The 13,910-nt window shown below is 66.9% G+C and carries 5 protein-coding genes; 1 reads left to right on the top strand and 4 read right to left on the bottom strand.

Features of this window, described 5'->3' with window-relative positions:
• On the top strand, positions 1 to 1,257 hold the full coding sequence (locus ACLHHB_RS02090; RefSeq protein ID WP_410216625.1) for a glycosyltransferase: 1,257 nt from the start codon (positions 1 to 3) through the stop codon (positions 1,255 to 1,257).
• Here ACLHHB_RS02090 and ACLHHB_RS02095 read toward each other — a convergent pair.
• Genes ACLHHB_RS02095 through ACLHHB_RS02110 form a run of 4 tightly spaced genes read right to left on the bottom strand, consistent with a single transcriptional unit; the run spans position 1,150 to position 13,775 of the window.
• A complete protein-coding gene (locus ACLHHB_RS02095; RefSeq protein WP_410216626.1) occupies positions 1,150 to 1,806 on the bottom strand; it encodes a 4'-phosphopantetheinyl transferase in 657 nt (218 codons plus the stop codon). The two genes, ACLHHB_RS02090 and ACLHHB_RS02095, sit on opposite strands and share 108 nt — an antisense overlap.
• A 41-nt stretch (positions 1,807 to 1,847) precedes the next feature.
• A complete protein-coding gene (locus ACLHHB_RS02100) occupies positions 1,848 to 6,434 on the bottom strand; it encodes a MupA/Atu3671 family FMN-dependent luciferase-like monooxygenase (protein WP_410216627.1) in 4,587 nt (1,528 codons plus the stop codon).
• A complete protein-coding gene (locus ACLHHB_RS02105) occupies positions 6,421 to 7,410 on the bottom strand; it encodes a glycosyltransferase family 2 protein (RefSeq protein WP_410216628.1) in 990 nt (329 codons plus the stop codon). The genes ACLHHB_RS02100 and ACLHHB_RS02105 overlap by 14 nt, the downstream gene beginning before the upstream one ends.
• Complete coding sequence (locus ACLHHB_RS02110; RefSeq protein ID WP_410216629.1) at positions 7,407 to 13,775, bottom strand: type I polyketide synthase; 6,369 nt, start codon at positions 13,773 to 13,775, stop codon at positions 7,407 to 7,409. Before ACLHHB_RS02110 ends, ACLHHB_RS02105 begins: the two co-directional genes overlap by 4 nt.
• Between the last annotated feature and the right edge of the window lie 135 nt (positions 13,776 to 13,910).

The following is a 13,910-nucleotide window of genomic DNA, read 5'->3' on the forward strand; positions in this document are numbered from 1 at the left end:
ATGAACACCCGGATCAGCCTTGACACATTGCCTGATAATGTGCCGGACCTTTCCGTCGGCTATGTCGTCAACACATATCCTCGTCCTTCACAAACCTTTATTCGCCGTGAGATTCAAGCGCTGGAAGGGTTGGGCGTCGCCGTAACCCGCTTTGCCATGCGCCGGGATGCCCAGCCTGTGACCTCTGATGAGGATCGGGCCGAGGAAGTAGCAACCACTTATATCTTGGAAGACGGGGCTGTTCGTCTTGCGACCGCACTGATTCGCGCCTGCCTGAGCCGTCCCCGTGCGCTTCTTGCCGCGTTGCGCGCGGGACGTCGGGGGGGCGAAGGCCGAGGGGCCCTGCGTCACTTGATCTATCTGGCCGAGGCGGCAGTGCTGGCCCGGCGTTGTCAGGACTTGGGCCTGCGGCATCTGCACGCTCATTTCGGCACGAACTCTGTCGATGTCGTCCGGTATGTTCATATGTTGGGTGGGCCGGGTTACAGCTTCACCGTGCATGGGCCAGAGGAATTCGACGCAACCCATGCGCTTTCCCTTGACGACAAGATCACCGAGGCCCGTTTTGCGGTGGCAGTCAGCACCTTTGGCCGCAGCCAGTTGGCACGCTGGACGCCATTCGCCCAGTGGGACCGCCTGCAGGTGGTCCATTGCGGCATCGATCCGGACAGGTTCGCCGTGCCCTTTCCCATGCCCGCAGGGCCGGGACCGAATCTTCCGTTGCGGCTGGTCAGCATCGGCCGCTTTGCCGAGCAGAAGGGCCAGATGCTGCTGATCGAAGCCATGGCCCGCTGCTCCGCCCCTGTACACCTGACACTTGTGGGCGATGGCCCTTTGGCCCCTGCCCTGCGTGCCGCCATTGCACAGCACCGCCTGACGGACCGGATCGACCTTCCGGGCTGGAAGGACGAAGCCGGCGTTCGCGCGGCCTTGGCCGAGGCGCATGTCATGGTGTTGCCCAGCTTTGCCGAGGGCCTGCCGGTGGCGCTGATGGAGGCCATGGCCGCCGGCCGCCCGTCCATCACGACCTATATTGCCGGCATTCCCGAACTGATGATCGATGGGCACACCGGATGGTTGGTCCCGGCTGGCGATGCAGACGCTCTTGCGCAGGCTCTCGACCATGCCGCCGCCACGCCACCTGCAGCCCTAGGCCAGATGGGTCTGGCCGCGCGCGAGCGTGTCTTGGCCCGCCATGACATCCGGGCCGAAGCGGCCAAGCTTGCCGCCCTGTTTCACGCTTATCAGCATCACTGAGACAAAGATCCCTTCCTTCTGAAACCAGGCGCCTTCCAATCGCTCGCCGCAAAGGGTCAGGGCAAAGCGGGTGGGGGACAAGGACACGCTGACATCACGATGATCCAGCCACAGACGCGTCAGCGGAAACTGCGCCTTGAAGGCGGCCTCCTTGACGCTGAAAATCAGCTTGGCTGCCAGAAAGCCCGGCAGCACGCCGTTATCAGCATCTCCGGGCGCCCTGACCAAATCTGCAAGATCCGGTTCCAAAGGGATAGCGGGCTCCAGATCCAGGCCCAATGACGCCCAGTCTGTTGTTCGTGCAGCCAACGCTGCAGCCATGCCGCCGCCATGGCTGATGCTGCCGCACACGCCTGAGGGCCAGACAGGCGCACGGTCCGGACCCATTGGCAGCGCGCAGGGGGACAGTCCTGCCTCCTGCAGCGCGGCACGGGCGGCAGCTCGCCCCACCGCGAATTCACGGCGACGGGCAGGAATGGCGCGCGTCATCGCCACCTCCTCCGAGGGCGCAAGGCCTTCGGGCGGACCCTTCATCGATCGAAAGCCCATGCCGGTCGTCCGTGGAAGGACGGCCCGGAGGGCCTCTGCGATCACTGCCCCTGCGGGCGCATCCGAGCCCGCAACGCACGTCGCGCCGCCATCATGTCATTTGCCGCAGCAGGTGCAGGCGTATCCGCAGGCACAGGCGGGGGTGGCGCTGCAACAACAGGCCGCGCCCCGGCCAGATGGGCCGCCAGATTGCTCAGGACAGGAAAGCGGAAAATGTCCGTGATGGAACTGCGCGCCAGCCCCAGCTCGTCCCGGATGCTGCGATGCAACTGCACCGCCAGCAGCGAATGCCCCCCAAGATCAAAGAAGTTGTCGCCCGGCTGTACCGAGGAAAGGCCAAGGATGCGGGCCATCAGCTGGCCGATTCGCTCCTGCAGGTCCTCAGGATCCCCTCCCTGTATCGGTGCCTCTATGGGCGCCGATGCGGGACGCGGCGCGGGCACGACTGCCAACGCTGCGGGCGCCGGCGGCTCCATCGTGGCCAAGGTCTTGCGGTCGATCTTGCGGTTTGGCGTAAGCGGCATGGTGGGCAGGACATGGATGCGCAACGGCACCATGAAGTCCGGCAGATCACGCGCCAGTGCTGCGCGCAGCGCCACGGGATCCAGTCCTGCATCACCCGTGACGAAACCGATCATCTGCCGCTCACCCGAAGCTTCGGCGCGGGCAACAACGGCCACCTCGCGGATGCCGGGCAGCCGGGCCAGCCGTGCCTCGATCTCGCCCAGTTCGATCCGGTAACCGCGCAGCTTGACCTGCTGATCGACGCGCCCCAGGAAACGCAACCGTCCCCCACTGTCGCGCCGGCACAGGTCCCCCGTGCGATAAAGCCGTCCTTCGGGCGTTTGCGGGAAAGCGGCCTCTGTCTGCTGCGCACGGTTCCAGTAGCCGCGCGTCACACCTGCCCCACCAATCCACAACTCGCCTGCGACACCATCGGCGACCGGTTGCCCGGCAGGGTCGCGCAGTTCCAGCGTGGTACGGGCGATGGGATCGCCCAGCCAGACATCATCGCCCTCCTGCCCCAGATCGGCGACGGCCGACCAGATCGTGGTTTCGGTGGGACCGTACATGTTCATGATCCGCGCCCGCGTGGCCTTTCGCAGATCGGCCAACAAGCCGGGGCTCAGCGCCTCGCCGCCCAGCGCGATCAGTTGCAGGCCCGACAGGGCCTCGAGCGAGGCCGGATCTTCCAGCAGCAATCGCGCCATGGACGGCGTCGCCTGAAGATGCGTGACGCCATGGCGACGGATCTGGGCCGCGATGCCGTAATCGGCGTCCTCGGTCGCGGCCGGGTTGATCCGGTCGTGCAACTGCACCAGCCGGTGCAGCCCTTCCATGACCGTATCGGCGGCGATGCCATAGTCGATCAGGCACGCGATCTCGGTCACCCCGATCTCGCCCAAGCGCGCGGCTTGGCGGGCGGCATCCTCCACCGTGCCGAACAGGCCCGACTCGTTGAAATAACGCAGGAAGGCGAAGTCGAGGATGCCCTCCATCTCATCCGCGGACAGGGAGGACAGGTCGAGCGCCATGGGGTCGGACACGCCGGCGGGCTTCTTGAAGGCCGGGAAGGCCCAGGCATATTGCTTGACCAGCGCGGCCGCCGCGCGAAGATAATCCTTCATCGGGCCGCGCGCCGTTTCCATGGACGCTTCGCGGGTGTCCGCAAGATAGCTGTGCAGCATCAGCGTCACGGTAAAGTCTGCCGGATCATGGCCCGCCTCGCGCAGGGCTCCATGATATTCGGGAATTCGCGCGGCGATGTCGTCGATGCTCTGGCCCAGAAGATGGGTCAGCACATGGGCACCCAGGCGTCCGGCCTCGCGCCAGGTTTCCGGATTGCCGGCGGTCGTGACCCAGATGGGCAATTCGGCCGACACGGGACGCGGCTGGGTGACCAGCGCGAAGGGCGTGCCATCGACACGCGGGAACTCCACCGCCTCGCCACGCCACAGGCGGCGCAGCTGGTCGATCGTCTGGATCATCGCGCGCTTGTTCTGCGGTGGCGCGTTTTCCGGGCGCAACACGAAGTCGTCTGGCTGCCAGCCCGAGGCGATGGCAATGCCGGCCCGGCCATTGGTCAGGTTGTCGATGACCGACCATTCCTCGGCAATGCGGGCAGGGTGATGCAACGGCGCCACGCACGAGCCGGCGCGTACGCCGATGTTGCGGGTGACGGCTGCCACGGCCGCACCAGTGACCGAAGGGTTCGGGTAGGGACCGCCGAAGGCATGGAAATGCCGCTCGGGCGTCCAGACGGCGGCAAAGCCGTGGCTGTCCGCCAGCTTCGCCCCTTCCAGCAACAGCTCGTATTTGCGCGGACCGGCACCCTCGTCGTTGCCCCAATAGAACAGCGACATTTCCATGCCCTGACGTGGCCCGTTTCCTTGGGCAGCGGTTTCACCGCCGCCCAGCAGGTCCCCTGCGATCACCACCTCCCAGCCCCGCGTCAGGGTCCAGAAGATCTCGAGGACCGAGATGTCAAAAGAAAGGCTGGTGACCGCCAGCCAGGTTCCCGGCCGATCGGGGGCGATGGCCTCATCCATGCCGGCAAAGAAGTTGATGACGTTGCGATGCTCGACCATGACGCCCTTGGGGGTGCCGGTCGAACCCGAGGTGTAAATCAGGTAGGCCAGATCGCTGCCCTGCGCCGGAACGGGATCGGCACCCGGTCCGCCGGCGTCCAAGGTCAGGACCTGCGCGTCGTGCTGCGGCAGACGCGCAACCATGTCGGGGGCGGCCAGAACCACGCGGGCGCCGCTGTCCGACAAGTAATGGGCCAGCCGTTCCGCGGGATAAGCCGGATCCAGCGGGATATAAGCCCCTCCGGCCTTGAGGATCGCCAGCGCGCCGATCACCAGCCCGAGGCCGCGGGGCGCAAACAGGCCCACGGGGCTGCCGGGTCCCACCCCCGCTGCCGCCAGTTGGCGGGCCAGATCCGTGGCCCTCTGGTCCAGTTGCCGATAACTCAGCTTGTTGTTGCGAAAGATCAGGGCGGTGGCGTCGGGCCGCTGGCTGACCTGCCGGTCAAAGGCCTGCACAATCGTTTCTGGCCCGCCCTCGGTTCCGTTGGCGTTGCGCGCAACCTGAGGGGCGCGACCCCCACCCACGGTTTGTGCCTGGGCAAGGAACGTGGCGGGATCGGCGGCCGCCAGCGCTTCGGCCACACCGGCAATGGCCTGCCATGCGCCATCCGGCAACCGCACGCGGTCCCACCAGATCCTGACCTCGGCCTGCGGCTGGTCGGGCAGATCGACGCATATGGCGGCACCCAAGGGGGCATCCGCCGGATCGTGCGCCACGGCCAGACCCGGCACACCCGGCCGCCCCAGTTCAGGTGCCCGGGCCAGAAGGTCGCCCAGGACAGGCCCGCGTGCCGCCGCATCCGCCAGATCGCGGGTCAGCGCCTCGGCCAAGGCGGCCAGGGTTTCATCCTCGGCATCGATCGAAAGCGGTCGGAAGGCGAGCATGTGGTCGCGCACCTGGCGCGGCAGCGATGGTGCAATGGCAATGTCGAAGGCAGTCGAACCCGTCATCCGCACCAAAGCCCCGGTCAAAGCGGCAAGGATGGGACCTGCGTTCATGGGTCGGGGCAGCACCAGCCGTGCCGCCTGCCAGTCGGGTGCGTCCTGCGACACGACCGCCTCCGGCAGGACCACCGGCGCCAGCCGCGCGAGACGGGTGCGCCAGAAGGGTTCGTCCCTGGCGGCCCTTCGAATCGTCGCGTCCAGATCGACGTCCGGTGCAGGCTCCGGCAGCACATCCCCTTTCACGACGCCATGTTCGCGCGGCTGGCCGGACAGGTCGGCAATCCCGGACAAGGCCAGTGCCCCGCCATCCGCACAGGCCACCACAAGATGATCCGGACCCGCCTCCAGCACCGCGCCGGGTCGGACCTGTTCCTGTCCCGCAGGAGGTGTGACGACAATGGCCGTTGCCACGGTCAGCAGCCGTTCCGCCGCCTGCAACTTGGGGCGCAGCAGCGGATTCCAGTACGGCCCGTGATCTAGGGCGCGGACCAGACGCGCCTGGCTGGGCGCGTCCTTGCCGAAATCGATCACGGCACCACCCTCGGGCCGATCAACGCGCATATGCCTGCGTGAAGGTGCATGGGGCTGTGGGCTGCCCTGATCCTGCCCGGCCTCGAGCATGGCAATCAATGACGGCAGGCTCTGGACAGCGGCCTCCCAGCAGCGGGCGTTCAGAGTCAGGGCGGTGTCATCCGGCGCGATTTCGACCGGGACACGCATCAGGACAGGCCCCTCGTCCACACCTTGGGCGATACGGTGCCAGGTGATTGCATGCTGGGACGCCCCTTCCAGCAGCGCCCAGACAGGCGCGTTCAAACCGGCACGTTCCGGCAGGGGGCCGTCATGGAAGTTGATCGCGCCGCGCCGGGCCAAGGCCAGCAGCGCTTCGGGGATCACCTGCAGGTTCGCCACGCTCAGCAGATAATCGCAGGACAGGACAGGGCTGACGGGCAGCCCGCTCGCACGAGCCGTTGCGGCCAGGTTCGGGTCCTCGATGGTCAGGGACTGCACCACATGGCCCCGGGCCGTGACAATCCGCGCGGCCTCCAGGACCAGGGAGGCATTGCCGATCAGGGCGAATTCAAGTCGGTTCACGGTCATTCTCCAGTCGAGGAACCTGTCGGGCACGCGTGGGCGTCATGGCGTGGCGCAGCAGCGCCCGGGCCTGGCCCTGCGGAAAACCGGGATCCGCGCGTCCCATCACCATGCGCAGCCTGCGGACGGCGAGCCCGGCAAGATGCGCGCCAACAGCCAGCAGGGCGACGGGCCGGCCGTGGTTCTGGCGGAAATAATGTTCGCGCGAGGCGAACCAGTAATCAGGGGGAAGGCTCCAGTCCTTCATCCCCGTGCTGACCGAGCCGATATGGACGATCTGCGCGTCAGGCAGGTAATGCGTGGGCCAGCCCGCCCTTGCCGCCCGAAGGCAAAGATCCGTTTCCTCGAAGTAAAGGAAGAAACCTTCGTCAAAGCCGCCGATCTGCGTCAGGACTTCGGACCGGATCATCAGCGAGGCGCCGGCAACCCAATCCACGCCCGAGGGGGTCCGAGGCATGGGGATCGTGATGATGGAGGATGCCAGCAGCCGCGAAATCGGGCCCGTTTGCGCCGCATCCTCCAGTTCGCTGCCAACTCCGGGAAAGCGGAAATGGGTACCATGATGTCCCCCGTCCTCACCCACCACGCGGCACCCCAGCAGACCGACATCGGGACGGGCATCCATGTAGTCCCGCATCTTGCGGATCATGTCCGGCTCGGCAAAGGCATCGGAATTGACAATCAGCGCATAATCGGCCGGCTGCGGCAGCGGCACCCGCAGGGCGGCGTTGTTGCCCGCGCCAAAGCCACCGTTGCGGCCCGACTGCAGCACGCGCAGCCGCCCGTCGCGAGTCCAGCCGCGCGCCTCGGCCTCGGCCTGCATCGTCTCGAAGCTGCCATCCCCGGAATCGTTGTCGATCAGGGAAATGGCGCCTGCGATGCCTTCCATCGCCGCCAGGGCCGCCGCGGCGGACCGCAAGGACATCTGCGCACTGCGCCAGTTCAGGATGACGACATGAACCGATCCCGCAGTCATTCGGCGGCCTGTTGTGCCAGAGCATTGCCGATGCGGTCAGACGCCGCCAGTTCGGCGCGCATCTGCGCGGCCAGAACGCGAACGCAAGGCTCGAGCACCATCGAATCGTGATCGCCCGGAACCTCGGCCACCGTCAGGTCGCTCAGCCAGGGCGACCACAGATTGTCCTCGTAGACATATTCCCGGGCACTGCTGACGAACTGGCCGTTCGACACCCTGAATCGCCGGTCGAGTCTTGGCCGATACAGCGTCACCGGACCACCCCATGGACGCAGGTCATAGCGCGGCAACGCCCCCAGAAAGGCGGCATGAATGGCCGCATTGTGGAAACCTGCGGCCTCGGCCTCGGGGGCAGCACGGCGGCTGCGCTCATAGGCCAGACGCTCCTTCAGCCAGCGGCTGAAGAAGCCGGGCCCTTCGCCTTGGATTTCGGCGGCACGGATCAGCAGCCGGTCGCGGCGGCTGAGGACCGGACGCATGGGCACGGGCGTGTCCAGCATCACCAACCGGGCAATGGCCTGTCCCGCATCCTCCAGCTGCCTTGCGATTTCCAGTGCGGTCAGGCCACCGCCCGAAAACCCCGCCACCAGATAAGGGCCCTCGGGCTGGATCTGGCGCATTTCCGCGATGCAGCTGGCCGCAGCCTCGGCCAGTGTGTCATGAGGGGCCGCTTCACCGAACAGGCCACGCGCCTGCAGGCCCCAGACCGGCCGGTCGGGTGACAGGCGCTGTGCCAGGGCGCGCAGGTTCAGCACGTTGCCGAACATGCCCGCGACGATGAACAACGGCCGGCCGCCGCCGGCGGCGCCCTGGCTCATCGGCACCAGATGGGTAAAGCCTGCAGGCAACGCCGCAACGGCGCCCTTTTCCGGCACCACGGCCTGCACGCCCTGCTTGCCGATGCGGCTCTCGATCAGGGTGGCCAAGGCTTCCACGGTCGGCGCCTCGAACAGCGTGGCCAAGGGCAGATCAAGGCCATAGCCCTTGCGGATCATCGCAAACAGCCGCACGGCAATCAGCGAATGGCCACCAAGGTCAAAGAATCCGTCCTGAACCCCCACCTGCTGAACCCCCAGCAATTCGCGGAAAAAGCCGGCCAGGCTGCGTTCCAGATCGGTGCGCGGCTCGATGAAGGTGCTGTCGAGGTCGGGACGCTCGAAGCTGGGTCCGCTCGCCACGTCGCGAGCGCGACTGGCGCGGCTTTCCTGTGCGATCAACTCCGGGAGGTCCAGGCTGGAGACGGTGACTTGGGGCCGCCCCGCCTGCAGGGCACGGACCAGAAGATCGGGCCCCAGCGCGGGCGGGATGCCCTGCCCCACCAACTGGGACAAGCGCTCCTGTCCGGGCGACTGGATCACGCGGACCTGGGGCTGGCGGGCCGCCAGTCGCGTGGCGGGCGCGGCATCCAGACGCCGCAGGGTCAGCCCCTCGACCTCAACCAGGATGGTTCCGGCAGGATCCGTCAGGGTGACATCAAAGCTGGCATAGCCGTCGCCGTCGCTGCGCAGGCGAACATGGCTGACGATCGTGGGCGGCAAGGGAGCATGCGCCGTGAGCGCCTTGTAGGACAAGGGAACCCACAGCTGCTTGCGGTCATAACCGCGGATCAGGTTCATGGCCCATCCGGTCGCGATGTCCATCAGCGCAGGATGCAGGACATAGCCTTCGGCCAGATCAGCCAGTGCCATGCCCGGCAGGGTCAGTTCCGCAAGCCCTTCGGGATTGGCGGGGCGTTCGGGTCCATCGGGCGTCATCCAGGTGGCGCGCAGCACCCGCCAGCGGGGACCGAAGGCCATCTGCCCTTCTTGCGCCGATTCCAGCGCGTGCCCTGTCGGGGCATGTTCCACCCGCAACCTGCCGCGGATTGCCGCCAGATCGACCGGGGCCGCGGGCGGTTCCGCTGCCGTGATGCTGCCTTCGGCCACGGGAACGGGTCCTTGTCCGAAATCGGCGTCCAGCAGGAACGACATCATTCCTTCGCCTGGTGTCAACGTGACGCGGAAATCGCGGCTGACCTCCGCTTCGACGATGAGCGGATCCAGAAAGGTCAGATCGCGCAGCGTCCAAGGGTAGCCGCGCCCTGCCGCCTGAAGAGCCTCGGCCGCAAGCTCGACCGTGCCGGTGCCGGGCAGCAGGGCAACGCCGTCGCGGGTGCGGTGCTCGGCAATGATCCAGTCGGACGACGACAAGCGGCCGGTGAAGCGCTTTGCGCCGCCAAGGTCGCTTTGCGCGGTCAGCAACGGCTGGGGCACCGGAACCAGGGCCGGCGCATCGCGCCGGCCGGACAGCGCATCCGCGGCCATCCCGATCTCGGCCCAAACGCCCCAATTGACGGCAGTGACCTGACCAAAGGCCGCAATTCCCGCACTGGCGATTGCATTGAGATATTCGTTGGCAGCCACGTAATCCACCTGCCCCGCCGCCGCGATCTCGGTTGAGGTCGAGGCGAACAGCACGGTCCGCTGCAACGGGGCGTCGGCAAAGACCAGTGCCAGATTGCGGGTGCCGTGGACCTTGGGGGCCAGCACATCCTCGATCTCGGCGCTGGCCTTGGCCAGCATCGGGGCATCGGCGACGATGCCTGCGGCATGGATCAGGTCGGTGATGCGCCCGAAGCGATTTCGGACGGCCGCTACGGCCTGTACCAGTGCGGCGGCGTCGGTCACGTCGGCTTCGGCCACCATGACGCGCGCGCCGGCAGCCTGAAGGTCGCGCAGCACGGTCAGCTGACGCGCATCGCGATGGTCGGGATCTGCCGCGATGCGCGCGTCCCACTCCTCCTGAGGCGGCAGGGGGCGACGCGACAGCAGTGCCACCGCGGCCCCCCGCTCGACGGCAAGCGAGCGTGCCAATGTCAGCGCAATGCCCCCCAGGCCGCCGGTGATCAGGACGACGCTGCTTGCGCCGTAGGTGGCAGCGTCAGGCAGCGGCGGCAGCGGCAGCGGCGCGAGGTGCCGGGCATAGCGCCGGCCCTTGCGCCAAGCAGCGCGGGCCGCGGGCGAAGGGTCCATGAGATCCTCGACCAGGTGGGCCGCCGTGGCTTGCAGTTCCGCAGCGCCGCGCGGCTCAACAATGTCGATGCTGCGCGCCGACAGCCAGGGGAATTCGCGCATGCCGACGGACAGCGGGCCCAGCACCATCGCCTTTTCCGGCGCCCGGACCGGTTCGGTGCCGACCTGCACCGCACCCGAGGTGACCGCCACCAGATTGACTGCCGCGCCGCCCCCTTCATTGGCCAAGGCGCGCAGCAGGTGCAACATCGTGTTGAAGCCTTGTTCGACATGACGGTGGAAAGGGCTGAACCCGGCGCGCGCGCCCTTGGCCCCCGAATCGGGCACCAGCCAGAAGCTGACAATACGCTGCGGCAACCGGTTCTGGGAAGTCAGGGCCGCAACCAGAAGGTCGAAATCGGCCGCACCGTTTTCGGGCGCGACCGTGAAACGGTCTTCGCCCGTTTGCACGAAACAATCACCGGGGCGCAGCTCGATCACCTCGTGCCCGGCCGAGCGCAGCCGGGCCATGACCGCGTCGGCCAGACCCGTCTCGTCCGCCAGAACCAGCCAGCGGGCGGGCGCACCCTGGGGCAGCCCATCGGTGTCCAGTTCGACATCGGGGGCCGAAAGCCGCCACGAGGGACGCCAGCCCCAGTTCTGCGGATCCGGCAGGCGCAGTGGTGCCCTGTCAATGTTTGCAGCCTGTGCCCCTTCGGCCGCCGGCTCGATGAAGTAGCGCCGGCTCTGGAAAACATAGCCGGGCAGCGGAACCCGTCGGCGCATGCCGCCCCAGATCGGCGTCCAGTCCAAGGCCACCCCTGCCGCCCAGAGACGCGCAAAGGACATCAGGAAGAAGGCGTCGTCCTCGATCACGTGTTCAGGATGGCGCAGGGTGCTGACGACCCGGTCGGGGGATGCACCATTGGCCTGCGCCAAGGCCGACATCGCGCGGCCGGGTCCAACCTCGAGGAACAGGCGCGCCGGATCTTTGCGCAGCGTGGCGATGCATCCGCGGAAATCGACATGGTGGCGCAGGTGATCGACCCAATACGCGGGATCGGTGGCCTGCGCATCGGTCATCCATGTGCCGGTGCGGTTCGACATCAGCGGAATCTGCGGCGGGCTGAGGCGGATGCCGCGCAGGAACGCCTCGAACTCCGGCAGGATCGGTTCCAGCATGCGGGAATGGGCGGCAACGTCGATGGCGATGCGCTGACATTCGATGCCCCGTTCGACCAGACGGGCCTGAAGGTCGTCGATGCGGTCGCGAGGGCCGGACACGACTGAAAGACCGGGCGCGTTCTCGGCGGCCAAATCCAACCCTTCGCCCGCTTCCTCCAGCAGCTCATCCGCTGGCAGCGGCACGCTGAGCATTCCGCCCGGGGCGATCCGGTCGAACAAGCGCCCCCGCAGTTCCACAAGTCCGATGCAATCCTCGAAGCCGATCACGCCCGCCAGACAGGCGGCGGTGTTTTCGCCCATGGAATGGCCGCCCAGCGCCTGCGGCGTCGCACCCCAGCTGATCCACAGCTGCGCCAGTGCGTATTCGACGATCATGATCAGCGGCAATTGCAGCGAAGGCTGGTTCAGTGCCGCCGTGGAGGCCTGTTCCTGCCCCGGTTCGGGCAGCCACAAGGCGCGGGGATCGCGGCCCGTCAAGCGTTCCAGTTCGGCCAGACCGCGATCCATCCACTCGCGGAAGACGGGCTCGGTCTCGTAAAGGCCGCGCGCCATGAAGATCGACTGGGCCCCGCCGCCGGGGAACAGGAAGGCCAGCTTGGGTGCCGCCTGCGAACGGTCGTGGTTGAAGACGCGGCGCGAGTCGTTGCTTTCCAGAAGCTGGGCGGCTTCGGTGGCGTCGGCGGCAACCAGCACCCGGCGCTTGTCGAAGACCTGCCGACCCTGCTGCATGGTAAAGCCGACATCGGCCAGATCGGCCTGCGGGTTCGCGCGCAGCCAAGCGGCAAGGGCAGCGGCGTTGGCGTCCAGCGCGGCACGGTTTCGTCCTGACACTACGAGGGGCTGCACAGGCCAGTCCGAGGATTCGGACAAGGATTGCGGCGGTGCGGCCTCGACGACAACGTGGGCATTGGTGCCTCCGACGCCCAGCGAATTGACAGCGGCACGCGCAGGCCGGTCGTCATGTCGCGGCCAGTCGGACCTTTGGGCAACGACATGAAACGGTGTCGCCTCGAAGTCGATGACGGGATTTGGCGCCTCGAAGCCAAGGCTCGGCGGGATCTGCTGATGATGCAGCGACAGCGCGACCTTGATCAGCCCGGCCGCGCCTGCCGCCGTGTCGGTGTGCCCGATATTGGTCTTGACCGAACCGATGCCTGTCCGCCCCCCGACGCTCCCGAGCGCGAATGCCTCGGTCAGCGCCGCAACCTCGATCGGATCGCCCAGGCGCGTGCCCGTCCCATGGCATTCGACATAGTCGATGGTCGCCGCATCGACGCCCGCCATCAGATGCGCTTCGGCGATGGCGGCGGCCTGACCTTCGACCGATGGCGCGAGATAACCGGCCTTGGCCGACCCGTCATTGTTGACCGCGCTGCCGCGGATCACGGCCCAGACATGATCGCCGTCGGCCAGGGCATCCGACAGCCGGCGCAGCAGCACGACTGCCGCGCCGCTGCCAAAGACGGTCCCCTCGCTGCGATGATCGAATGCGCGGCAATGACCATCCGGCGACAGGATCTCGTTCGGCTTGTAGACATAGCCGCGTCCTTGCGGCAGTTCGATGGTGACGCCGCCGGCAAGGGCCGCATCGCAATCACCCGCGATCAGCGCCTGGCAGGCAGAGTGCACCGCCACCAGCGAGGTCGAGCAAGCTGTCTGCACCGACACGCTGGGACCACGCAAATCGAAGACATGGCTGGCCCGCGTGGCGAGGAAGTCCTTGTCGTTGCCTGTATGGCGCAGCAGGAACAGGCCCGTTTCCTCGACCAGGTCACGGTTCGAGCAGATGTTGACCGAAAAGTAGCTGCCCATCCCGCAGCCTGCCCAGACCCCCACGGCACCCAGACTGTCGGGCCGGTGCCCGGCATGCTCGATCGCATGCCAGCAGGTTTCCAGGAACTTGCGATGCTGGGGATCCATCACCGCGGCGTCCTTGGGGCTGAGGCCGAAGAACTCTGCGTCAAAGCGGTCATACCCTTCCAGAAGGGCCGCCACAGGCACGTAATCGGGATGATTGATCCGGGCAGTTGATTCCCCGGCCGCCAGAAGTTCCTCGGGCGTCAGACGGCGAATCGATTCGACGCCGTCGCGCAGGTTGACCCAGAAGCGCTCGGCATCGCCGGCCCCTGGCAGGTCCAGACCAAAGCCGACAATGGCGATATCACGAGAATTGGGCGGTGTATCGACCAAGGAAACCTCCGAAACAAGTACGCAACCTGTTCTGCAGCGTAGCGGCACACTGAAACAGGCTGGTCAAAACATACATGAAATGTTTAGCAAAGCCGTGGCGGGAATGCATGGCATTTTATGTGCCAGCCGCTAGAA

The organism is Paracoccus sp. (in: a-proteobacteria), from assembly GCF_046462195.1.
In the GTDB taxonomy this organism is placed as follows: domain Bacteria; phylum Pseudomonadota; class Alphaproteobacteria; order Rhodobacterales; family Rhodobacteraceae; genus Paracoccus.

What these genes read in the sequence shown, in the direction of transcription:
- ACLHHB_RS02090 (WP_410216625.1), top strand. Translation starts at nt 1, where the DNA reads ATGAACACCCGGATCAGCCTTGACACATTGCCTGATAATGTGCCGGAC.
- ACLHHB_RS02095 (WP_410216626.1), bottom strand. Translation starts at nt 1,806, where the DNA reads ATGGGCTTTCGATCGATGAAGGGTCCGCCCGAAGGCCTTGCGCCCTCG.
- ACLHHB_RS02105 (WP_410216628.1), bottom strand. Translation starts at nt 7,410, where the DNA reads ATGACTGCGGGATCGGTTCATGTCGTCATCCTGAACTGGCGCAGTGCG.